This window comes from Neisseria subflava (assembly GCF_024205705.1).
Taxonomy (GTDB): domain Bacteria; phylum Pseudomonadota; class Gammaproteobacteria; order Burkholderiales; family Neisseriaceae; genus Neisseria; species Neisseria subflava_D.
In genome coordinates this window covers 843,877-867,567 of record NZ_CP073115.1, presented here as the reverse complement: position 1 = coordinate 867,567, position 23,691 = coordinate 843,877, and the positions used below count along the sequence as shown (strand labels likewise).

At 45.1% G+C, this 23,691-nt stretch carries 16 protein-coding genes and 3 pseudogenes; 2 read left to right on the top strand and 17 right to left on the bottom strand.

Annotation, left to right across the window (positions count from 1 at the left end):
• Nucleotides 1-63: 63 nt before the first annotated feature.
• Nucleotides 64-1,638: a vWA domain-containing protein gene (locus KCG54_RS04155; protein WP_254324748.1), complete on the bottom strand. Its 1,575-nt coding sequence runs from the start codon at nt 1,636-1,638 to the stop codon at nt 64-66.
• A gap of 1,115 nt (nt 1,639-2,753) precedes the next feature.
• Between KCG54_RS04155 and rtcR the strand changes: the two are divergent.
• Nucleotides 2,754-4,381, top strand: a pseudogene (rtcR, locus tag KCG54_RS04150) (RNA repair transcriptional activator RtcR).
• 114 nt (nt 4,382-4,495) lie between these two features.
• On the opposite strand, the gene fghA reads toward rtcR, so the two are convergent.
• From fghA to pip, 16 genes and pseudogenes are all read right to left on the bottom strand, one after another.
• Nucleotides 4,496-5,323, bottom strand: coding sequence for an S-formylglutathione hydrolase (fghA, locus tag KCG54_RS04145; RefSeq protein ID WP_254324747.1), 828 nt, complete (start codon nt 5,321-5,323; stop codon nt 4,496-4,498).
• 8 nt (nt 5,324-5,331) lie between these two features.
• Nucleotides 5,332-6,468 (bottom strand): S-(hydroxymethyl)glutathione dehydrogenase/class III alcohol dehydrogenase, encoded by a 1,137-nt coding sequence (locus tag KCG54_RS04140; protein ID WP_070814515.1) that lies wholly within the window; start codon nt 6,466-6,468, stop codon nt 5,332-5,334.
• 143 nt (nt 6,469-6,611) lie between these two features.
• Nucleotides 6,612-6,806, bottom strand: a complete 195-nt coding sequence (locus KCG54_RS04135; protein WP_254324746.1) for a hypothetical protein — start codon at nt 6,804-6,806, stop codon at nt 6,612-6,614.
• A gap of 74 nt (nt 6,807-6,880) precedes the next feature.
• The gene (locus KCG54_RS04130; protein ID WP_254324231.1) at nt 6,881-7,888 is read right to left on the bottom strand and encodes an IS5 family transposase; all 1,008 of its coding nucleotides are present in this window, start codon (nt 7,886-7,888) and stop codon (nt 6,881-6,883) included.
• Between the two features lie 30 nt (nt 7,889-7,918).
• Nucleotides 7,919-8,044 carry a hypothetical protein gene (locus KCG54_RS11950; RefSeq protein ID WP_283254582.1) on the bottom strand — a complete coding sequence of 42 codons (126 nt, stop codon included), beginning with the start codon at nt 8,042-8,044 and terminating at the stop codon, nt 7,919-7,921.
• 121 nt (nt 8,045-8,165) lie between these two features.
• Nucleotides 8,166-8,369, bottom strand: a pseudogene (locus KCG54_RS04125) (alpha/beta fold hydrolase); the annotation flags it as partial.
• Between the two features lie 175 nt (nt 8,370-8,544).
• Nucleotides 8,545-9,552, bottom strand: a complete 1,008-nt coding sequence (locus KCG54_RS04120) for an IS5 family transposase (RefSeq protein WP_254324745.1) — start codon at nt 9,550-9,552, stop codon at nt 8,545-8,547.
• Nucleotides 9,553-9,672: 120 nt separating this feature from the next.
• A complete protein-coding gene (locus KCG54_RS04115; RefSeq protein ID WP_254324744.1) occupies nt 9,673-12,384 on the bottom strand; it encodes a DEAD/DEAH box helicase in 2,712 nt (903 codons plus the stop codon).
• Between the two features lie 172 nt (nt 12,385-12,556).
• A complete protein-coding gene (locus tag KCG54_RS04110; protein ID WP_254324743.1) occupies nt 12,557-13,123 on the bottom strand; it encodes a DUF1016 domain-containing protein in 567 nt (188 codons plus the stop codon).
• Nucleotides 13,124-13,156: 33 nt separating this feature from the next.
• On the bottom strand, nt 13,157-13,618 hold the full coding sequence (locus KCG54_RS04105; RefSeq protein ID WP_254324986.1) for a DUF1016 N-terminal domain-containing protein: 462 nt from the start codon (nt 13,616-13,618) through the stop codon (nt 13,157-13,159).
• Complete coding sequence (locus KCG54_RS12055; RefSeq protein WP_432761019.1) at nt 13,611-14,120, bottom strand: hypothetical protein; 510 nt, start codon at nt 14,118-14,120, stop codon at nt 13,611-13,613. Before KCG54_RS12055 ends, KCG54_RS04105 begins: the two co-directional genes overlap by 8 nt.
• On the bottom strand, nt 14,117-15,415 hold the full coding sequence (locus KCG54_RS04100; protein ID WP_432761018.1) for a site-specific DNA-methyltransferase: 1,299 nt from the start codon (nt 15,413-15,415) through the stop codon (nt 14,117-14,119). The genes KCG54_RS12055 and KCG54_RS04100 overlap by 4 nt, the downstream gene beginning before the upstream one ends.
• A 12-nt stretch (nt 15,416-15,427) precedes the next feature.
• Nucleotides 15,428-18,223 carry a TrlF family AAA-like ATPase gene (locus KCG54_RS04095; protein ID WP_254324742.1) on the bottom strand — a complete coding sequence of 932 codons (2,796 nt, stop codon included), beginning with the start codon at nt 18,221-18,223 and terminating at the stop codon, nt 15,428-15,430.
• Nucleotides 18,208-21,006: an SNF2-related protein gene (locus KCG54_RS04090; protein ID WP_254324741.1), complete on the bottom strand. Its 2,799-nt coding sequence runs from the start codon at nt 21,004-21,006 to the stop codon at nt 18,208-18,210. The genes KCG54_RS04095 and KCG54_RS04090 overlap by 16 nt, the downstream gene beginning before the upstream one ends.
• Nucleotides 21,007-21,180: 174 nt before the next feature.
• Nucleotides 21,181-21,646: pseudogene (locus tag KCG54_RS04085) on the bottom strand (CRISPR-associated helicase/endonuclease Cas3); the annotation flags it as partial.
• A 403-nt stretch (nt 21,647-22,049) separates the two neighbouring features.
• Nucleotides 22,050-22,979, bottom strand: coding sequence for a prolyl aminopeptidase (gene pip, locus KCG54_RS04075; RefSeq protein WP_254324738.1), 930 nt, complete (start codon nt 22,977-22,979; stop codon nt 22,050-22,052).
• A 123-nt stretch (nt 22,980-23,102) separates the two neighbouring features.
• Here pip and yciA point away from each other — a divergent pair, with 123 nt between their 5' ends.
• The gene (yciA, locus tag KCG54_RS04070; protein ID WP_049332732.1) at nt 23,103-23,537 is read left to right on the top strand and encodes an acyl-CoA thioester hydrolase YciA; all 435 of its coding nucleotides are present in this window, start codon (nt 23,103-23,105) and stop codon (nt 23,535-23,537) included.
• The last annotated feature ends 154 nt before the right edge of the window (nt 23,538-23,691 follow it).

The following is a 23,691-nucleotide window of genomic DNA, read 5'->3' as shown; positions in this document are numbered from 1 at the left end:
TTGTCCTGAATAAATAGGCCGTCTGAAAAATATTTCTACCCTTTTTTTCAGACGGCCTTAGCTTCAGTTCACAACTGCCAACGGCGTTTTCTCAATCTCTTCTACCCAGAAATCTGTACCCATACCTCGTTCGGCAAAGGAACCGATCAGGGAGAATACTTGGTCGGAGAAGCCGCCGATGTTCAAGATATCGTGACGGTTTCGTGCTTGAGCCTTAGTGTAGGGCTGGATATCCAGACAAACGAGTTTGGCTTCCGGACAACGTCGTTTCAGAATATCCCACTCTTTCATCAGACTGGTTTTGCCACCCCATCGTTGGCTGTCATCTGCCCAACTTTCATTGTCTGACACGATGACGACCAAATCCACGTCGGCTTTTTCACGGTTCAACATGGCGAGCGGTGCGCTGCATGCCGTTCCGCCGCCGCCGACATTAGCGAGTTTTTCGGCGTTGGTCATGATGCTGTCGCGCGGGTTGAGCTTCACGTTTACCGTGATTTGTTCAAACGGTATCACGCGGACTTGCGGATTGGTACGCAACATGGCGGCGGACACGAGCGCGGCAATATCGATGCAGCGGGTTTTGGTGGTCGCGCTGCCGCGATAGCCGGTAGCCGGGCTGTGCATGGAGCCGGAGACGTCCGGACAAACCACGACTTTGCCTTGGATGGTCGGTACGTTTTGTACGGCGGTTTCCATCGCATCTTGCAGGGCTTCGCGGATTTCAGACGGCATTTGGTCAGATGTCGCCTGATACGCAGTCAGCAACTGGTAAGGCAACACACGGGCGCGGGCAATAGCGGTTTCGTCACGCAGTTTTTCTGCCACCATTTTGATGTTTTTGCTTTTCGCAAATACTTCGTGGCGCAGGAAAGTATTCAGATTTTGACGAACCTGCTGCCATGAACCGTTACAGGCAATTTGCGCCCAGTCGCCGCTGTTCAAGTCTAAAGCAGTGAGCATTTGGAAAGGAACGTTGGGCAATGCGCCTTCTCGGCTTTGTTTGTAGTCTTCAAAAGCGCGGGTAATGGGCGGCAATGCTTCGCGGTCGTACGGTTTGCCGATCAGCCATGCAAACCATGCGGCACGCCATGCTTCACGCGGTTTCGGATGCACCATTTTGACCACGTCTGCCAGTGACGGCGAATTGCCGATGGCGGCGTTCAACAGTTGTTTTTCGGTGGCGGTCAAAAGCCAGGTCTGCATCAGTTTTTTCGGACGGTTGCCGAAGGATTTTCTGCCGACTGCGCCGCTGCGGATAATTTGTGCGAAATTGCGCAACATTTTACCGTTGTCCACCACTTGGTCGAATACGCGGGAGAGCATGTTCACATCTTTTTGCGCCAACACGGCAAGCAACAGCGCAGGCATATCTTTCATAAAACCTTTTTGACGGGCATATACGGCGGTTTTGGCGATAAACTCGGCATCCAGGCTTTCTGCCAATTTCAACACTTGGTCAAGCTGACTTTGGGCATCGGCATAGAAGGTATTGTTCAGACAACCGGTAGCGGCAAGCTGTGCCAGCTGTTGTTTGGGTGTCAACGTGTAGGCGATGCCGCCGGCTTCATTATGGGTATCGGTTTTAGTAAAACGGTTTTTAATCGATTGAAACAAGGTAGTATTAGCCATTTTCATTTTCTTTCATATTGTTGGTTTGAGGTGTCCGAACTGTTTTAGCTTTGTTTTCAGACGGCCTTGAATGGGTGGCAGCGTGGCGGCTAAAGATGAAGAGAAGCGTTTTTAACTGAAAGCTAATGTATTCTCTTCCGGGCATCCGCCTACTGCCGTAGGGCGACTAGATTTACTAGGATCATTCAGGTTTTAGCAGAAAAGGAATGTAATCCTAATGGCATTCGCCCATAAGGGGTGGCACATTGGGCAACAAAGAGTGGAGAAATTTTTACGCGCTCTATCCTCTGAGCTACTCTGCCATAGTTGGCGGCAGAGACGGGATTCGAACCCGCGACCTCGCGCTTAGCAGGCTGTAATTCCTCCGGGATTTGCCGTCTGTACCGAAAACAGTTTTTATATCAGCTCGTCCGAATATTTCAGACGGCCTCAAATGTGGGCAGCGTAGCAGATAAACATGAAGAGAAACGGTTTTAACGTGAAAGGTTAATGTACTCTCTTCAAGCATCAGCCTACTGCCGTATAAAGTAATATGGCACGCAACAAGTTTTTAAGGGAAACATGCCTTTACTCTACCAACTGAGCTACTCTGCTATTTTGGATAACAGAGACAGGACTCGAACCTGCGACATAAGGATATCCATGTTGTAGTTTCCCTAGGCATTTGCCTGCCATATTGGAAAAGGGTGGGCGACTAAATAAACAAGACGTTCAACGTCTATCAGACGAGACAGGATTCGAACCTGTTAATCCAAATGTAGTCTTGTTGGCATTCGCCCTGTAACTCCACAGCAACTAAATTTACGGAAAATTTTTCTCCGGTAACTGTATTTCCCGAAGCATCTGCTGTATCGTTACATTCACAACATAGCCAACAGCGTGCCAAGAATAAAATTTTTATAAAAATAATTTTTAATTTATTGAATATAAAGAAAATATATTTTAAAGTAGCTTTTATCAGCAAGAAGCGTAGAATACTAAAAAAATATATTTATAGATAGTTATATAGAAAATAAAATATACAAGGATATATGATGCGATTGGATGATTTGGACAAACGCTTGCGGTTAAGTAAACGGCAAATTTGTATTGGAAAAAATAATTTAAAGGCCGTCTGAAACATGAATACCAATCCCAAAAAACAAGTCGCCGTCAGCTTTCTCGGTACGGTATTGGATAGCGGTTTCGGTCAGGGCCGTTGGTTGAAATGGCGGCCAAACGTCGCCATGAATCAGCGTCAAGATTTTCATCTTGACCGCATGGAGCTGTTTTATGCGGAGAAATACCGCGAGCTGGCGGATCATGTAAAAGCCGATATACAGCAGGTGTCGCCGCACACAGTCGTCAATCTCGTACCTATGGAGCTGGCAAACCCATGGGATTTCTCCGAGGTTTATACCAAACTGCACGATTGGGCAGCGGGCTATCCATTTGATACAGAAGAAGAAACCTATTTCACTCACATCACCACAGGTACACACGTTGCCCAAATCTGCCTGTTCTTACTGGTGGAATCGCGTCAAATCCCCGGCGTACTGTTACAAACTGCTCCTCCCAAAAATCAAAGACGCAGTATGGAGGACGGCAATGTTGGCAGTTATGAAATCATCGATTTAGACTTGGCTCGTTACGACGTACTGGCAGAACGCCTTGCCGCCGTACGCGATGACGCAGTGCGCTACCTGAAAAGCGGCATCTCCACCCAAAACGCCGCCTTCAACCGCATGATTGCCGAAATCGAACAGGTCGCACTCAACTCCCCTTCCCCCATTCTGCTTTCCGGCCCCACAGGTGCAGGCAAATCCATGCTGGCACGCAGGATTTTTGAATTAAAAAAGCGCGCCATCTGATTAAAGGCACATTTGTCGATGTAAACTGCGCCACCCTTCGCGGCGACGGCGCAGCATCAGCCCTGTTCGGTCACAAAAAAGGCGCCTTTACCGGCGCTGCAGAAAAACGTGAAGGCTATCTGAAAACCGCCGATGGCGGCGTATTGTTTTTAGACGAAATCGGAGAATTGGGTTTAGATGAGCAAGCTATGTTGCTCAAAGCCATTGAAGAAAAACACTTTTATCCCGTAGGTAGCGACAGCGAAGTTAAAAGCGACTTCCAACTTATCGCCGGAACCAACCGCGACCTGCGGCACGAAATTCGCGCCGGCCGCTTCCGCGAAGACCTGTTCGCCCGCATCAACATCTGGAATTACCCACTGCCCGCACTCGCCAACCGCCGCGAAGACATCGAGCCCAACGTCGAACACCAGCTCGCCCTAGCCTCGCAAGAACTCGGCCGAACCACCCGCTTCAACAAAGAAGCCCTAGCCGCCTACCTTGACTTCGCCCACTCCAACCAAGCGCCATGGCGCGGCAATTTCCGCGACCTTGCCGCCAGCATCATGCGCCTGGCCACGCTTGCGCCGCAAGGCAGGATACAGGTAGAACAAGTCCAAGTCGAAATCGAACGCCTCAAATGGTTATGGTCGGAAGAACCCTTTTCAGACGGCCTCCTACATAACAGGCCGTCTGAAAAAACACAAGACTACCCCAATAAAGTCGATTGGGACACATTGGATTTGTTCGACAAACTGCAACTGCAACACGTCATCGATGAATGCCGCAAACACCCCAACATGGCCGCTGCCGGTCGTGCATTGTTCAACGTCTCCCGAACAGAAAGGGCAAAAGTCAATGACAGCGACCGATTGAGGAAATATTTACAGCGATTTGGATTGGAATGGGGAGATATTTAAATGAGAGTGGACAAGCTAGCTCATTTTAATCGCATTATTTTTCATCATTTATAAAAAATAAAAGGCATCAATCCGATGCCTTTTTAATTTATTAACACAAATTACTTCTTTGGTTTACTTCAAAAATGCCGCATGATAGGCAATATGCTCACCAATAAAACTGGCGATGAAGTAATAGCTATGATCGTAGCCTTTATGGAAGCGCACATCGACCGGTTGATTTGCCGCACGGCAGGTTTCGATAAAATCTTCGGTACGCAATTGTGTTGGCAAAAACTCATCCTCCAAGCCCTGATCAATGCGCATACCCTGCACTTTATAGCCTTGTTGGATGAGTGAGCTGGCATCATATTGCTGCCATTTTTCACGATCTTCCCCTAAATAGGCAGTAAAGGCTTTTTCTCCCCAAGGCACAAGGCTTGGCGACAAAATGGGCGAAAAGGCAGAGACACTTTGATAGCGTTCTCGATTTCGCAATGCCAATACCAATGCGCCATGTCCGCCCATTGAATGTCCCATAATGGAACGTTTGCCGTTGGTAGGGAAATTTGCTTCAATCAGATCAGGCAATTCATTCAAAATATAATCATACATTTGATAATTCGTCGCCCAAGGTTGCTCGGTCGCATTCAGATAAAAGCCCGCACCCTGCCCTAAATCGTAAGCAGCATCGTTCGGCACTTGCTCTCCGCGAGGGCTGGTATCAGGCGCAACCACAATCACTTGATGTTCTGCCGCATAACGCTGAAAACCTGATTTGGTAATGAAATTTTGTTCCGTACACGTTAAGCCGGAAAGCCAATAAATCACACCAAGCGGTCGATTCTCCTGATTATCCGGCAAATAGACGGCAAATTTCATTTCGCATTGCAGCGTTTGGGCATGGTGAGCCCAAACTTGTTGCGAACCACCAAAAATTTGATGTTGTTCAATCAGTTTCATCGCGTACCTTAGTAATGAATAACAGCACGGATCGATTTACCTTCATGCATTAAATCAAAGGCTTCATTGATTTGATCAAGTGTCATTGTGTGGGTCACAAATGGTTCTAACTCGATGTTGCCTTTCATTGAATCTTCCACCATTTTCGGCAGTTCAGAGCGACCTTTCACACCACCAAACGCCGAGCCTTTCCAAACACGACCTGTTACCAACTGGAACGGACGAGTTGAAATTTCTTGGCCTGCACCCGCTACGCCGATGATAATGGATTGTCCCCAGCCACGGTGTGCACTTTCTAAGGCCTGACGCATTACGTTTACGTTGCCGATACATTCAAAGGTATGGTCAATGCCCCATTTATTGATGTCTAACAACACATCTTTAATCGGTTTATCGTAATCGTTCGGGTTCAAACAATCAGTTGCACCAAACTGTTTTGCCAACTCGAATTTTGAGGGATTGGTATCAATAGCAATAATGCGGCCGGCTTTGGCTTGACGCGCACCTTGCACCACCGCCAAACCAATCGCCCCCAAGCCAAACACAGCAACAGAGTCGCCCTCTTGCACTTTTGCTGTGTTATGTACCGCACCAATACCTGTGGTAACGCCGCAGCCGAGTAAACATACTTGTTCATGGTTGGCTTCTGGATTAATTTTTGCCAGTGAAACTTCTGCAACAACAGAGTATTCACTGAAAGTCGAACAGCCCATATAGTGATAGATCGGCTGGCCTTGATAAGAAAAACGCGTCGTGCCGTCCGGCATTAAACCTTTACCTTGCGTATCACGCACTGAGACGCATAAGTTGGTTTTACCTGAACGACAAAACTCACATTCGCCACATTCAGCGGTATAAAGAGGAATAACGTGATCACCTGGTTTTACGCTTGACACACCTTCGCCCACAGCAACGACCACACCCGCACCTTCATGCCCAAGCACCACAGGGAATACGCCTTCAGGATCGCTTCCTGATAACGTAAACGCATCAGTATGGCACACGCCAGTATGAGTGTTACGAATTAACACCTCGCCTTTACGCGGCATTTCCACGTCGATTTCCACAATTTGTAAGGGTTGATTTGGTGCGAATGCCACCGCCGCACGAGATTTGATGGTTGAATTGGTTTGTTTATTTTCCATTATTTTTGCCTTTTAATTCATTAAAAAAGTTATCTAGCCAAAGTAAGATAACAACAGCTTATACTCTGACCTCCACTCTAAAGCAAGCATTTTTGCAATTTTGCACCGGTGGTAGCATGATCGCCTGAAGAGCCACCATGCAATCAGCGGTCAAATGGTTCCGAATATTTCCCTAAGTCATGCAGCTTTCCCATCTGGCAGGCCTGTTCCTGCGCACCAAACACCCGAGCAAACTCCGCCACCATTTCCCCAACATTAACCGAATGAGACCTTTGCAAAATTCCTTTCTTTCCGACAGCCGAAATCCAAACACAGGTTTTCGGCTGTTTTTGTTTCAAATATCCACTGATTCTACTCAAATACCCTCTTAATCCTCCTTGGATACCTGATTAATCAGGCATCCGGCCGCCTTTTAGGCGGCAACAGGCGCACTTAGCCTGTTGGCGGCTTTCAAAAGGTTCAAACACATCGCCTTCAGATGGCTTTGTGCACTTACTTTAACCAGCCCGAAATAGGCTGCCCGGGCATAGCGGAATTTACGGTGCAGCGTACCAAAGCTTTGTTCGACCACATAACGGGTCTTCGACAAATACCGGTTGCGTTTGGTTTGCGCTTCCGTCAGCGGATGGTTACGGTGTGCTTTGCGCATAATGCCGTCCAGCAGCCGATGCTCTTCCAGATGTTGCCGGTTTTCTTCACTGTCATAGCCTTTGTCGGCATAGACGGTCGTACCTTCGGGCAGACCTTCCAATAAAGGCGACAACTGTTTGCACTCATGGGCGTTGGCGGGGGTAATATGCAGTTTCTCGATATAGCCTTCCTCATCGGTGCGGGTATGTTGTTTGTAACCGAGTCTGTATAAACCGTTTTTCTTTGTCCAGCGGGCATCGCTGTCTTTACTCGGTGTGGTTTGTCCGCTGACTTGTCCTTCTTCATCGACTTCTATGGCCTGACGCTGTTTGCTGCCGGCGGTCTGAATAATGGTGGCGTCAATGACGGCGGCGGATGCTTTCTCTATTTTTAGGTTTTTTTCGGTCAGTTGGCGGTTAATCAGTTCCAGCAATTCGGACAGGGTGTCGTCTTGCGCCAGCCAGTTGCGGTAGCGGCATAAGGTGCTGTAATCGGGGATGCTCAGTTCGTCAAAACGGCAAAACAGGTTGAAATCGATGCGGGTGATGAGGCTGTGTTCGAGTTCGGGATCGGAGAGGCTGTGCCATTGGCCGAGCAGGACGGCTTTGAACATGGACAACAGGGGATAGGCGGGACGGCCGCGGTGGTCTCGAAGGTAACGGGTTTTTTGACGATTCAGGTATTGTTCGATCGGTTGCCAATCAATCACCTGATCCAACTTCAATAGTGGGAAACGGTCGATGTGTTTGGCAATCATGGCTTGGGCGGTTTGCTGGAAGAAGGTGCTCATGGAAAATCCCCTAAATGTCTTAGTGGGAATTTAGGGGATTTTGGGGAATTTTGCAAAGGTCTCCGAATGACTTTGCAAGGTTTGCCAATGTTTGTAAGGTAAGAGATTGCCGAGTTTGTCTTGGGCGGAATGGGCGTAGTAAATGAGGGAGCTCATATTGAAATTCTAAAAAATTCAAATTGATACAAATGCAATGATAATATGCTATCAAATTTAATATGTAAATAGAAAAATGCCGTCTGAAACTTTTTCAGACGGCATTGTTATTGATTAACCTTTATAACTTGCTTCTAATATCCTCTACTGCTTTTACCAAAGCTTCGGAAAGCGAAGGATCAAAAGAAGAGTGGCCTGCTTGGACGATTCTCAATTCTGCTTCAGGAAAGGCTTGCGAGAGTTCCCACGCGCTTTGCATAGGGGTGCATAGGTCGTAGCGGCCTTGGACGATGATGGTTGGGATATGGCGGATTTTGTCGATGCTTCTCCCAAGGGAGGCTAATTTTTACTGATAGAGGCCTTTGCAAAATTCCTTTTTCCCCAACAGCCGAAACCAAAACAAAGATTTTCGGCTGTTTTTGTTTCAAATATCCGCTGACTCTACTCAAATACCCTCTTAATCCTCTTGGATACCTGATAATCAGGCATCCGGCCGCCTTTTAGGCAGCAACAGGCGCACTTAGCCTGTTGGCGGCTTTCAAAAGGTTCAAACACATCGCCTTCAGATGGCTTTGTACACTCACTTTGCTCAGTCCGAAGTAGGCTGCCCGCGCATAGCGGAATTTACGGTGCAGCGTACCGAAGCTTTGTTCGACCACATAACGGGTCTTTGACAAATATCGGTTGCGTTTGGTTTGCGCTTCCGACAGCGGATGTTTGCGGTGGGCTTTGCGCATAATACCATCCAGTAACCGATGCTCTTCCAGATGTTGCCGGTTTTCCTCACTGTCATAGCCTTTATCGGCATAGACGGTCGTACCTTTGGGTAACCCTTCCAACAAAGGCGACAGGTGTTTGCACTCATGGGCATTGGCGGGGGTGATGTGCAGTTTCTCGATATAGCCTTCCTCATCGGTACGGGTGTGTTGTTTGTAACCGAGTTTGTAGAGGCCGTTTTTCTTTGTCCAGCGGGCATCTTTGTCCTTACTCGGTGTGGTTTGGCCGCTGACTTGTCCTTCCTCATCGACTTCTATAGCCTGGCGCTGTTTGCTGCCGACGGTCTGAATAATGGTGGCGTCAATGACGGCGGCGGATGCTTTCTCTACTTTTAAGCCTTTTTCGGTCAGTTGGCGGTTGATCAGTTCCAGCAGTTCTGACAGGGTATTGTCTTGCGCCAGCCAGTTGCGGTAGCGACATAAGGTGCTGTAATCGGGGATATTCAGTTCGTCAAAACGGCAAAACAGGTTGAAATCGATGCGGGTAATAAGGCTGTGTTCGAGTTCGGGATCGGAGAGGCTGTGCCATTGGCCGAGCAGGACGGCTTTGAACATGGACAACAGGGGATAGGCGGGACGGCCGCGGTGGTCTCGGAGGTAACGGGTTCTTTGACGATTCAGGTATTGTTCGATCGGTTGCCAATCAATCACCTGATCCAACTTCAATAGTGGGAAGCGGTCGATGTGTTTGGCAATCATGGCTTGTGCGGTTTGCTGGAAGAAGGTGCTCATGGAAAATCCCCTAAATGTCTTAGTGGGAATTTAGGGGATTTTGGGGAATTTTGCAAAGGTCTCTGATAACCTATAAACTTTAGTCCCAATCCACAACTTTTTTATCAAGTACGATCTGCTTTAGACAGACTTTTTCTCAAATCTTAAAAAATCTGCCATTTTTTTTGATTCGGCAACTTCATCATGCGGAATCAGTACATAACGCCAATGCTTACCATTGTGCTGCAACGCATAATCCGTAGCATGTTTGCACCATTCAAAAGCTGCATCAGCTTTTGCCAAAACTTCAGGATCTTTTAAATCTTTACCTGCTTTAGTTTCAACAAGCCAGATAGAATCTTCTGTTTCTACAACAAAATCAGGGATATATTCTTTAGAATCGAAACCTGATTTCCAGTAAATCTGGAATTGGCCTTGGGCAGGTTTGAACCATTTTTGCGCGTCTCGTTCCAGAATCACGGCAAAACGGCGTTCAGTATCAGAGTCGAATTTTTGTAAGGGATACAGACATTTGGAAAAGCTGCCAAACAGCATTTGCTTAATACGGCTGAGATCTTTTGGTGTTTGTCGCACAGAATGAATCGCTTCATCAGCTGAAACAGTATAGTTGCATGGTTTGAGCGTACTAAATCCTTGACTGACGCGGGCTTCATAACTTGCCACTTTTTCCCAAAAATGCTCCATCATTTGCGCATGGATTTCACGGGCAATCAGACGACGTTCTTTATCCAGCACACTCAAAACTTCCTCTTCGGATAAATAAGCACGTAGGTGCACCACCATCTGTCCCGCCAAATCGTAAAGCAGGTCAGCTTGGGTGAAATAGTCAATATCGTCGAAATCCATCAGCGAAAAAACAATATAGTCTTCAGGGCGTTTTTCTTTCATACCCAATTCAGCAGACAGGCTACTTTGCTCGTTGGTGTGCAGGTTGTGAATAGTGATTTCACGTTCACTCGGTTGTAGATGCAGGCTGCTTAAATCGAGTTTGAACGGATGGAATCCCGTGCTGACTTCCCCGCTGGGTATAACTGTAATTCTAGGAATATCAATGGTTTGATTCACCATTGTTTCTGTGGTTTTAGCAACAATCTCAGCTATATCCAGCTCATCCACTAGCAATTCCCCTTGAGCCGGTTGTAATGCCGTCTGAACTTCTTGAACGATTTTTTCGCGGATTTCCACTGTCAATAATGCTTGGGAAGTTGGAGCCTCACTTGGACGGGAAGCATATTTTGCAGCAGCTTCCATTACCTTTCGGGCAATGCGTTTTTCGTTTTCAGTTTTAAAAACAGGCTGATAATCGACTGAAGAATTGGTTTCTGAAACACCTTGTTTTGTATTTTCAGACGACGTTTCCGCCAATCCCAATTTCGTTTCCACACTGCTATACACCTGCATGCTGACTTTTTTATCGTCCTCACTTGGTGCATCCAAAATCACCTGTTTCAATTTCAGCACTGAATCACCTTTATTGGCTTCATCGATGATTTCCTGAAAGCGGTCGTGGGCGATAATATTCAATCTATCCACCACTTCCACTCCCGTACGTTTTCCATAAGGCAGACGCAAACCGCGTCCGATAGATTGCTCGATCAGTGTTCTAGCATTGGCAGCGCGCAGCGGTACGATGGTATAAAGATTGGTAACGTCCCAGCCCTCTTTGAGCATATTGACATGAATCACGATTTCCGTCGGCTCATCCACGCTCTCCACCTCTAAAAGTCGTTCAATCATTTCTTCTTCGTCTTTGCCTGATTTACTCGAATCCACCTGAATCACTTTTCCCTTATAACGCCCGTTATAAAAGTTGTCCGATTCCAGTAAAGACAATAATTGCGCCGCGTGCGTGGTATCGCGGGCAATCACCAGCATAAAAGGCTTCACCACGGCAACATTATTTTCCCGAGCATAAGTCATAAGCTCGACCTTGGTGTTTTCATGCACACGCACGCCATCTTCTAACTTGATTTTCTCAATTTCTTCGGGCGTATAATTTTTCGCATCAAAATTGCGCTGCGTAACCACCGCAGGCATTTTGACAAAACCATCGTCCATTGCCCGAGCCAGCGGATAATCTACAATCACATTTTTGAACGGAATAGGCGCTTTGGTGGATTCCACAAATGGCGTAGCAGTTAACTCCAAGCCAAAAAGCGGATTTAATTCATTAATCGCTCGCATCCCCGCCTGCGCCCGATAGCGATGTGATTCATCCATCAGCAACACCAAATCGGGCAGATCCGCCAGATAATTGAAATAACTATCGCCCAGCACTTCACGCATCCGCTTGATTTTCGGCTCTTTGCCGCCGCGCACCTCGCTGTTGATTTTGGAAATGTTGAATACATTAACGGTAATCTCACCAAAAAGATTATCCATCCCCATACTCAAATTCTGCTGTTCATAATTGTCGCCGCTAATGAGTTTGGGTGGATTTACCGCAAATTCACTGATGCCTTTAAACACATATTTCGGCGTATTCGGTGTAAAGTCGGCAATCAGCTTGTTATAAATCGTCAGGTTCGGTGCAAGTACAAAAAAATTATTGATACCGTGTGCCAAATGTAGATAGGCGATAAATGCCCCCATTAGGCGAGTTTTTCCCACCCCTGTTGCTAGGGCAAAGCATAATGACGGAAATTCCCGCTCAAAATCCTGCAAGGTTGGGAATTCGGCTTTTAAGGTATTCAACACCGCCGTTACATCGCGATCTTTCTGCGCCATTTCCGGTGCAGCATCTAACGCCTGCTTTAACTTCGCCAAACTTTCTGCTTGCGGTGCACGCAAAGACAAACGTCCGTTGATATAGTTTTGAGTTCTGATGCTCATGGTTTTATCTCTTATCTCTTGCTTTCAGTAATTAAAAATAGCTTAATCACTGATTTGATCTTTATTCCTTTAGCTGCCTGGATTTTTTAGCTGACCAAACTGCCATATGTGATCAGTTGCTCGAAAATTTCGAATAACTAAAATTTTGTGTAGCAAGCCAACACAATTCGAACTATTCCGAATTTCCAGACAGTTCATCTCTTTCTTCCTGCCAATCCGACAACTCATTTTCCAACTGTTCAACTGTCGGCAGATTCGTTACTAAAGGTTCCGGCAGTGCGCGCACCAATTCGTATTCTGCAATGCCTATCGGCTTGTCTATACCCGATAAGGCATATTCCGCCACCAAGCGGTTTTGCGTTTTGCACAACAGCAAGCCGATGGTTAGATGATCGTCAGGGGCTTTTATTTGTGCATCGACTGCCGCCAAATAAAAATTCAATTGCCCTGCATGTTCGGGCTTAAATGCCGTGGCTTTTAATTCCACCACCACATAGCATTTCAGGCGGGTGTGATAAAACAGCAAATCAATAAAAAACTCGTCGCCGTTCACTTCCAAGCGGTATTGCCGCCCAACAAAAGCAAAGCCGTTACCCAGTTCCAGCAGAAAACGAGTAATGTGCTGCATTAAGGCGTTTTCAATTTCCCGCTCTTGCGTGTCCTCTCCCAAACTCAAAAAGTCGAACAAATAAGGATCTTTTAATGTTTCTTGTGCCAATGCGGAAGTCGGCGCGGGCAAACGGGCGGCAAAATTGGTAACGGCTTTTCCTTGTCACTCGTGCAGGCGGTTTTTAATGTGGACTTCTAATGTGGCGCGCGACCAATTTTCCGCTATCGCTTTCTGCACATAAAATAAACGTGCTTCTTGTTCCTTAATACGGTTAATCAAAAGCACATTATGACCCCACGGCAATTGTCCAACAGTCTGTTGGACAATTTCAAAATCAGTCCAGGCTTCAGCAAAAGCCCGCATATACATAAGGTTGGCGCGGGAAAAACCCTTCATTTCAGGAAACTCCTCGCGCAAATCCCGCCCCAAGCGGTCAATCACTTTGCTACCCCAGCCTTGCGTTGCCTGCCGCTGCAAAATACCCCGCCCGATATGCCAGTAAAGCGATACCAGCTCGGCATTTACCGATAAAGCCGCTTTGTGCCTCGCGGCCGACACTCGATTTTTAATATCTGCCAACCATTGCACATAATCGGCAGGCATCATCGCCATTTCCTTACCCATCGCTATCCTCTCCATCAAACAATCTGCCCTGATTTTCGACCGCACTTTTGCGTTTCACGGATTTGGTTTTGGCGGCGGGTTGGTTTTCAGACGACCTTGGCTCAGGCTCTTCTTCTGCCATCGGAAGATTGGCGACGTTCAAGCTGTAATCGTCGTGTCCCCATTCGCAACGTTTCAAAATCATTTTGGGGATTTTTTTTAAGGAAAGATTCGGGAAACGCTCTGCCGCCTGATCTGCCGTAATCCCACGCCAAGCGGAGCAGCAGATTAGCAGGCTGCGACCTGCTCCAACCTCGTCTGAAAGCACTTGCAACTGCTCAACAGATAAGCTTTGGGTGGTAACGTAGATAAAATCGTTTTCGCTGGAATAACCGTGCTGCCACCAAAGGTTTTCAGACGGCATATAGGTAAATCCCTCCAGCTTCGCTAAGGCTTCCGCCAGCATTTCAGGGTTGTAGTCGGGATTGATGATTTGATTGCCCCATTTGTCGTTGACAATCAATGTCGGCGCAAGGCGGAAATAGCGGAATCCGCCTCCCCTTGCCAGTTCACCGCTTTGGAAATGCCGCCTTGGTCTTCGCCATCGATGACTTTTTGCAGGCGCGGAATAATGTGGGTATGGCAATGCTCGCCCAGCTCCACCATAATCCAACGCCGCCCCATTTTATGGGCAACTGCACCGGTGGTGCCGCTGCCGGCGAAAGAATCTAAGATGAGATCGCCTTTATTTGTCGCCATCTCCAAGACACGTTTTAGCAATGCTTCTGGTTTTTTTCCATTTTTAAAATCTACACCGCCTTCGTTAGCTATTCCATTCCATGAAATATCAGTCCACACATCAGTAATTAGTTCTGCTGGGACACGTTCATTATCAATCTCTACTAAACGTTTATCATAAAAAACCAGTTGCCTGCCATTAGCTATATAGAAATCAGGGACATCTTCATTCGGATGAACAAAAACTTTATCACGTTCTTTTTTAGATTCATTTATCGTTTCTCTACGTTTTATTGCAGCCCCTCCGCCGATAGCAACTAATTGAAAAATTCGGTCAGCATTAGCTATTGCAAAATTTGATATTTCATCTTCAAAATATTCTCCATATTCTTTTTTTGCAGCAGATACGGAATCAAATCCTAAATTTTGAGACACTGCATCGGCTATCCCTATCCATTTCCAATTTAAAAAATCATCCTCTTTATTAACCAAATATTTGTTATATCCAGAGTCATATCCTTTGGGTATAAACAATTTTGTTAGTGGTTTTGTAGATTTATCTTTTGCATATAGCAAAAGATAATTTGCTGTTGAAAACACAGTAGAACCTGTTGCTTTAAATCCAGATGGATCATTTGTAGTCATGGTAATTGTGTTGCAATAGTTTAATCTTCCAAAGATTTCATCAAGTAGAACTTTGCAGTATGCCATTTCGGAATCATCTAGATGAACAGCTAATACTCCATCATTACTTAATAAATTTTTGAATATTTGAAATCTATCACGCATCAAACCCAGCCAAATAGAATGCTCCACCCCATCGTCGTAATGTTCAAACGCAGAGCCAGTGTTAAAAGGCGGATCGATAAACACGCATTTCACCTTGCCCGTAAATTCCTGCTCCAACGCTTTAAGCGCAAGCAGGTTGTCGCCGAAAATCAATCGATTGTCAAACGCCGCCGATTCCGACCGCACTTTGGCGTGATAGGATTTTTCAGGTTCTTCCAGTAATATCCGCGCTTCCAACTTCGGACGTTTGTGTTTGCCGATCCAGGTGAGTTCTAGTTTTTGTTTGGTCATTTTGTATTTCACTTAATTAATTGAATCTAAATCTTCAAGTATTCGTTTGTAACGCTGGTAGAATGCGACCCTACCACCTTCCATGATGTTACAGATCCGTTCACGTACAGCTCGTTCTTGTAACCCGCCAGCATCATTTTGTTGAATTTGCCCACCAGTAAATACCATTGGCAATACCAATTCAGCATCTCCATTAACAACAATATTTGGGTTATGAGTCACAATGATTATTTGGCGGCGAAACTTATTACTACGAATTTGATCAACAACCAATTCCGAAATTAATGCATTATCAAGGTCATCCTCAGGTTGATCTAGTAATAATGGCTCCTGACCATGTGATAACACAAAAGACAAAATTGAAGATGTTTTCTGTCCTGCAGAAGCACGCTCCAGTGATTGGAATGCATCACGCTCACTGCGCCTAAATTCTACTTTTACCAAATCGTGTGGAAACCATTCTAGCAACGCATTCTCATCATCATGACTAAGTTTGCCTATTGCGGTGATAAACTTGCCATGCATGACTTGCCCTAGGATATTATTGCTACGTTCAAAAAGACCCAATTTTAAGTTTGTAACTCTTTTATGTACGGGATCATGAATATCATCACTTACCAATCGGCTAAGCAATCCTGTTTTATGTCCATTAACATCATCAACTACAAGAATATTGTCTGAGAATGTAGTCCCCTGTAATCTTAGAATTGAGCGAAATTCATCATTAGATTGTTCTATATCTGCCTGCCCACAAATTGTGATTCTTAAATTTGGGTTAGAAACAAGGACATTATTTACAAAATCTTGACGCAATTTTGTCAATTTTCTGCGGTGCATATCTAGTTGAGCATACGCCTTAACAATCTGTTTATGAAGATTAATTCGTTCCTCTTGTTGCTCACTTATTTTATTTATATCAGCTTCCAATTCTTGCTTTCTTCTTAAGGCTCTTTCAGCCTCTTGTGCGGTACCCACACCTGCTTCTTTTAATCGATCTACTTCATTTTGATAATTAGAAATCGCTAAACTTGTTTTCTGAAGATATTCAGTAACAGGTTGGCTTTGCTTAAATAGACCATCAACCTGCAGCTGCATCTCCTCAGCAATCTGAATTATATTTTGATATTTTATATTTAACTCATTTACGACTAATTCAGCTTGTCGTTGAACCTCTGAAGGGTCAGGATCTCGCAAGGAAATATCCCCCAACCTAATCTGTTCATAAATATTTTGTTGCAATACTGAATGAAGCCTACTAATAGGAGAGAAAAGCTTCTCAACAAAATTATTAACTATACTCTGCGCTTCCTGATTTTCTTGATATTGTTTAACCTGCTCAGCTATATTGGATTGTTGATACGCAAGTGTCTTGCGAGATATTTCTCGATATTCTGTTTCCAGCTCTGCTTTTTTTTCAACAAACGACGCCAACGTACGCTCTCTAAGACGCAAGTCTCTTAAATTTCGACACAATCTTTCATATTCTTCTTTCCAAGAAGAAAACCCAACCTCAGGTGCTCTGTCAATATAATTAAGCAAAGCACTAGGGCGCTCTGCCAATTCAAAAATTTGTTTTTGGCTAAAAACTTTAACAGGAAAAAATTTTGCTGCTTGTTCAACATTCAATCCGGTATCTTGCCACACATCACCTTCTAGCCGTTGCGCTTGAAATTCACTAGGCTTCCATGTGAAGGAATATGTTTCCTTAGTACCTGCCAATGGGTCGTACTTTTCTACAGTGGCTTTCAATACCGTATCTTGCCGCACCATACCAAAATTACCTCTTGTTCCCCCCGAAGCTCTGAATCTATTAAATGCACGAACAACATCACTCTCTTCTTGATTACCAAGTTCCTGAATGTCTACTTCGCGTGCGACAGCTAAACGAAGCGCTTCTAATAATGTTGATTTACCACTCCCTCGACCTCCAATAATGGCATTAAACCAAGGACTAAAATCAATGCTCAAAGATTGCCGTCTTAAGTGAAGTTGCTGTATCTGCAAAGAAGTAATTCTGCACAAAGGTGCTTTAGGTTCTTCTTCTGCCAGCAACAAAGAACTTTCCGGATCTAATAAAGCAAGCTTTAATCCTTCAATACTGGGCTGCGCCATTTTCAACCAAGCCCATCGTGTACCTGCATTACTTGTTTTATGAGCATCTGACCCATTAACAATTGCCCGCCTTTCAAGTTTGTTGGCAAAATGCTGAACAGCTGGAGCCTCCATGTCATGAATCTCAATGGCATCAGCTTTTTCCAAAACTTGTTCAATCACACGATCTGATCGTGGTGAGAATTCCCACGCTGTAGCCGTTGAGTTAAATAAACCATTTATCTCTTCTGCATGAGCCAGAACAACAACACCTCCATGATTATGGATATAATCGCAAATAGTAGAAGCTCCCATATCGCACATACCATGAGCATTATTCGCTTCGTTATTGTATCGACTCAATGTTAATATCCCGTGAATTTTGGATGCTGATTCTTCTGGATCAAAAATTGCAAGAACATGAATCCCATCTGAACTTGTTAATTCAACCCCTGGAAATAAATACAAATCACGATAGTCTGGATGCCGAGGTTGCTCATTCGTCATATTATTTAATTCATCTTTTAGCCTATCAATCCAATTAGCACAGTTATGATCAGTAATAGCAACACAATCCATACCTGAACGCATGTAGGCAAGCAACCAATCGCGTGGTGTTAAACTACACTCCCTGTAATCACTTGATGCTGGCGTATGATTATGGAAATCGAATTTCCACCAATTAGATCCCGGATACTTCATTACTTCATCTCCCATTCAATAAAAAACAATTCTTCCTCTTCCACCTTCTGCTTCAAACTTTCTTCCAATTCTTCAATCAGCTGGTTACGCTGCGCTTCGATTTCATCTTGTTTATCAAAAAGTTCTCGGCGTTGGCGGCTGCGTTTGTTTTCTAATTCTCGCTGTTTTTTCTGCCAGCTTAGTTTTTCTTCCAACGTAGCGGAAGTGGCGGCGGTGCGGCGGACTTCTTTAATTTCACGATCGGTTTCTTTAATGTCTTGTTCCAAACCTTGTTTTAAATCATCCGCCCAGTCGTCCAGTTTTTGCACTTCCTCCTCAAAATAACCTAAATTACGTTTGGCGGCTTGGTTTAATAGCGTTTGATGGCGTTCAAACATATTGTCGGATAAGGTCGTCTGAAATCCGATTTTTATTGTAGTTTCGGCAATATGTGCGGGCAGGCGCAGAAGTTTTTCTGGATCATCCGCTTGTAGAACTTTACCGTTTTCGGTTATGGCGGCAATCAGTATGTGCTGCTCGGTATCACCCAGCGCGCTAATGCTGATGAGTTTGGCAATAAGTTGTCCGCTTCGTCCGCGATAGGGTTCGAGTGTACTGATCCTGCCGTTATGCCCTTGATAATCAAAAATTAGCCGTACTGGTGGACAATCACGTTTTTTGGCGCGATCGATGATGGCTTGTGCCAAGAGATGAGTAATTCGGTAGAGATGAGCTTTGCCACTTTTTCGCGGCAGTTCGTATCGTCCTGTTGGAATGTCAAGGTCGTCTGAAAGATTTTCAGGTAGCTTATTGAGTATAAAACCACCATCATAGAAGTCTGAACTGTCACCAAGTTCGCTTCGGGTTAACTCCATTAAGATTTTTTCGTATTTGTTGAGTGCTACTTGGCTTTCTTCAGCACGAATGCATAGTCTTTCGCGGACTTCTTCATCAAAATTTTCCAGCAGGGTTTGACGGGCTTTCATCATATTTTGGTTGATTTCGTCCGATAGCTCACTTTGGAGACTATCAAAGGCAGTTTTGATGTCTTCGGACTGACGGCATTGGCGGTAAATTTCAGCAATACGGCGTTCAATATCTACGCCACTACCGATTGCACCTAATACTTCATCACTGGCACCAAATACACCATTAAAAAGCTTGAATTTTTGTTCAAGCAATTCGTAAACACGTTGGTCGGCTTCATTGGTTTCATCAACAAAATTCACTACCACGACATCATGTTTTTGCCCATATCGGTGACAGCGTCCGATGCGCTGTTCGACACGCTGTGGATTCCAAGGTAGATCGTAATTGATAATGAGTGAGCAGAATTGTAGGTTAATGCCTTCTGCACCTGCTTCAGTGGCAATCATGATGGTGCCACGCTCTTTGAAATGCTCTACCAAAGCAGCACGGGTATCGGCAGTTTTTGAGCCAGTAATTTTATCGCTGCCTTCATGCCGTTTGAGCCAGTCTTTATAGATTTTTTGTGCTTGTGGGTCACTGTTTGTACCGTTGAATAACACGATACCGTCACTATTCTCGCCTGCGTAGTTAGTTTGAGCAAGACATTCTAAGAGATAGGCTTGGGTGCGTTTGGATTCGGTAAAAATAATGGCTTTTTGCGCTGCACCAAGTTCTTTCAATTTAGCAAAGGCTGTGGAAAGTGCGGTCAATAATGCACGGCTTTTTGCGTCTTCTCGGATGTTTTCAGCAAGTTGTTTAAAATGTTTAAGCTCTTCAATTTCATCGGCAATCGCTTGATATTCATCAGCAGTCAGAATGTTCGATTCGTTTTCTTCCTCCCATTCTTCTGCAGTTTCATCTAAGCTTTCATAATCTTCGTCCAGAGTTTCGACCAGGTCTTGTGCGGTTGATTCTGCCAATACACCTTGCAGGCGTTTGGTCATAGTATCCAGTGCACCAGCAATAGCACGGCTACTAGAGGCTAAAAGTTTCCACAACACTAGGGAAATAAGCTGTCTCTGTCCTTCTGGCATTGCTTGTAGATTTGGACGACGTAGGTATTCGGCAACCAAATGAGAAAATTCTCGTTCTTGGTCGGATGGAGTAAATTTTTGCAGGATGGCAAGGCGCTGAGTGTAGGGAACATAGGCCTGTACTTGGCGGCGTAAGGTTCGTTGGCAAACAGGGCTGAGTCGCTGGCGCAGATGGGATAAGGTCTGTTCTGTGGCCTTTGCACCAAATTGAGCACGAAAACTATCTAAGTCGCCAAAAACACGGTCATCTATCATGCTAACTAAGCCGTAAAGTTCAAGCAGAGAATTTTGCAAAGGAGTAGCAGTTAATAGAACCTTGCTGGATACGTTTTCCAAAGCTTCTTTTAAAGTTTTACCGATAACATTGTTTTTCTTATAAACATTGCGCAGACGATGAGCTTCATCTAATACAACCAAATCCCATCCAATTTGCTTAATATCATCCGCTTTAGATTTAGCAAATTGATAGGAACAGATAACGGGATTTTCTTGACGAAAAGGGTTTTTACCTGCTTTTTTTATGGCATTGTAACTTTTAGCCTCCAAAATCATGCCCTGCAAGCCGAATTTTTCCTGTAACTCCTGATGCCATTGTTTGCGTAAGTTGGCTGGGGTGATAATCAGAATTTTACGTTTGCGTTCTGCCCAATGCTGCAATATCACCAAGCCCGCTTCAATGGTTTTTCCTAAACCCACCTCATCTGCCAAAATTACACCTTTTGACAAAGGATTTTTGCAGGCAAACAAGGCAGCATCAACTTGATGTGGGTTTAAATCAACTTGGGCATCAACCAATGTTGTTGCTAACGAGTCCATACTGCCACCCTCGGCTTGACGGGTTAAAAGCCAAGAGTAGTATCGGGCTTGGTGTGGTGTCAGTTGAGATTGGGACATAGTTTTAATTTTCTCCAAATTTTCCTTTAAGCTATGCGAAGAATATGCCTTTTAAAGGTAAATTTCAAATCAATATTTTAAAACTTATAAACTAAACTAAAACACCAAACTCTCCCCCTTCAAAAACGCCGTATCCTCCCAAGAAAGCCCCGCCACGTCATCATACAAATCCAGCCCAATCAGCGTATAAAACTGTTTACCGAAGTTTTTCTCGTTTATCGGTTCGATACGCACTGCTTTATATAAAGCGGCGAGGGCTTTTTCGGGGATTTGGACGGTGTAGGGTTGTAGTTTGCGTAAGAGTCCGCCGATGTGGTCGGCGTGGTGCAGGCTAATAATGAGGTTTTCTGCCTCGTTGTCGAACGGAATAATCAGCGGCTGCATGTGGCTTTCGATCATGCAGAACTTGTTAATAATAGTTTAAAAGGCCTTGCCTGACGCTGCGGTGCATTTTCAGGATTTGTTTATCATCCAGTTCTTTGTCTTTTAGGTCATGAAGTTTTTTGAAATAAGTAAAGACAATTTGGATAAACAAGAGGACGTCTAAAAAGCTATTGACGGAATCAGATGCGTAAAGATAGCTTTGATGGCAGTACATATGATGGCGCTGCAACAGTAGCATGATCGACTGAAGGGCCCCATGCAATCGACGGTCAAATAGTTCTGAATATTTCCCTAAGTCATGAAGCTGTCCAGTATGGCAGGCACCGAATACCCGAGCAAACCCCGCCGCCATTTCGCCAACATTGACCGAATGGCTTTGTAAGGTTTGCCAGTGATCGTAAGGTAAGAGATTACCGAGTTTATCTTGCGCGGAATGGGCGTAGTAAATTAGGGGTTTCATATTGAAATTCTAAAAAATTCAAACTGATATCATGCAATGATAATATGATATTAAATTTAATATGTAAATAGAAAAAATGCCGTCTGAAACTTTTTCAGACGGCATTGTCATTTATTAACCTTTATAACTTGCTTCTAATATCCTCTACTGCTTTCACTAATGCTTCAGAAAGCGAAGGATCAAAAGAAGAGTGGCCTGCTTGGACGATTCTCAATTCTGCTTCAGGGAAGGCTTGCGAGAGTTCCCACGCGCTTTGCATCGGGGTACATAGGTCGTAGCGGCCTTGGACGATGATGGTTGGGATATGGCGGATTTTGTCGATATTTGCCAAGATGGCTTTATCACCCTGCAACCAACCTTCGTTCACGAAGTAATGGTTTTCCATTCTTGCGATGGCAAGGGAGGCTTGCGGGTCTTCATCTACATCTTTAGGTTCAAACTGAATAAGGTAGCTTTCCCAGTCTGCCCATGATTTAGCCGCTTTGAGGCGCGTGGCTTCATCTTCGCTGAACAGCATTTCATGATAGGCTTTAATTAGGGCTTGGCGTTTGTTTTCGGCTACGGGAGCAATAAATTTTTGCCATTGGGCCGGATAAATTTGGCTGACGCCTCCTGCTTCGTTCAACCATGCCATTTCAGACAGCCTGCACAGGAAAATACCGCGCAAAACTAAGCCGCTGACGCGCTCGGGATGGGTTTCGGCATAAGTCAGCGACAAGGTGCTGCCCCATGAACCGCCGAAAACCAACCATTTTTGAATGCCGAGCATTTCGCGTACTTTTTCAATATCGGCAACCAAATCCCATGTAGTATTGTCTTCGATACAGGCATAAGGTTTGGAGCGTCCGCAACCTCGTTGGTCGATAATGACGATGCGGAAATGTTCTGGATTGAAAAAGCCGCGGCAGGCCGGTGATGCGCCTGCTCCGGGGCCGCCATGCAGGAAAATCACGGGGTGGCCATCAGGATTGCCTGATTCTTCCCAGTAGATTTCGTGAATGTCGGATACGCGCAAAAGGCCGCTATTTCTTGGTTCTTGAATCGGATGCATGAGCTTTCTCCTTTGTCTGATGAATATGTTGATTGTAACACTTTACCTGCTGATTTTTCAGACGGTCTACATAGGTTTATCGCCACAAATGGCGTAAAATACCACTTTTTGACAGGATTTTTTATGGCTGACAACAAACAAACCCATGCCGCACCCGAAGGACAACTTTTATTGCGTACGGTAGCCATGCCGCGCGATACCAATCCTAATCAGGATATCTTTGGCGGCTGGATTATGTCGCAAATGGATCTGGGCGGCGGTATTTTGGCGGCAGAAATCGCACAGGGACGCATTGTAACCGTGGCTGTTCAAGAAATGAATTTCATCAGGCCGGTAAAGGTCGGCAACGTCGTGTGCTGCTACGGCCATTGCGTCCGCGTGGGCAATACTTCTTTGCAACTGAAAATCGAAGTGTGGGTGAAGACTTTGATGAACGATATGGTAACGGAAGACCGCCAACTGGTCACCGAAGCCGTATTCACTTACGTCGCTATCGATGCACAAGGCAATCCACGCCCTATTCCTCGCGAAGGCAATGCAAAGCTGGCTCATTTGTAAGTTTAAAAATCAAAACAAGGCCGTCTGAAACCTCAATGTTCAGACGGCCTTTTTTAATACAGAAGCAAAATGTAATAATATTTCTTTTGAGCTAAAGCAAGGCGAAGTATCTGTTTTTTAGGTTTAATTCAGGCTGATTGATAAGACAAAGACC

Coding starts and splice junctions, on each gene's coding strand:
- KCG54_RS04155 (WP_254324748.1), bottom strand. CDS start 1,638: ATGAAAATGGCTAATACTACCTTGTTTCAATCGATTAAAAACCGTTTT.
- KCG54_RS04090 (WP_254324741.1), bottom strand. CDS start 21,006: ATGGACTCGTTAGCAACAACATTGGTTGATGCCCAAGTTGATTTAAAC.
- KCG54_RS04095 (WP_254324742.1), bottom strand. CDS start 18,223: ATGGGAGATGAAGTAATGAAGTATCCGGGATCTAATTGGTGGAAATTC.
- KCG54_RS04120 (WP_254324745.1), bottom strand. CDS start 9,552: ATGAGCACCTTCTTCCAGCAAACCGCACAAGCCATGATTGCCAAACAC.
- KCG54_RS04140 (WP_070814515.1), bottom strand. CDS start 6,468: ATGGAAAATAAACAAACCAATTCAACCATCAAATCTCGTGCGGCGGTG.
- KCG54_RS04130 (WP_254324231.1), bottom strand. CDS start 7,888: ATGAGCACCTTCTTCCAGCAAACCGCCCAAGCCATGATTGCCAAACAC.
- KCG54_RS04100 (WP_432761018.1), bottom strand. CDS start 15,415: ATGACCAAACAAAAACTAGAACTCACCTGGATCGGCAAACACAAACGT.
- yciA (WP_049332732.1), top strand. CDS start 23,103: ATGGCTGACAACAAACAAACCCATGCCGCACCCGAAGGACAACTTTTA.
- KCG54_RS04115 (WP_254324744.1), bottom strand. CDS start 12,384: ATGAGCATCAGAACTCAAAACTATATCAACGGACGTTTGTCTTTGCGT.
- pip (WP_254324738.1), bottom strand. CDS start 22,979: ATGCATCCGATTCAAGAACCAAGAAATAGCGGCCTTTTGCGCGTATCC.
- KCG54_RS11950 (WP_283254582.1), bottom strand. CDS start 8,044: ATGAGCTCCCTCATTTACTACGCCCATTCCGCCCAAGACAAACTCGGC.
- fghA (WP_254324747.1), bottom strand. CDS start 5,323: ATGAAACTGATTGAACAACATCAAATTTTTGGTGGTTCGCAACAAGTT.
- KCG54_RS04105 (WP_254324986.1), bottom strand. CDS start 13,618: ATGGGTAAGGAAATGGCGATGATGCCTGCCGATTATGTGCAATGGTTG.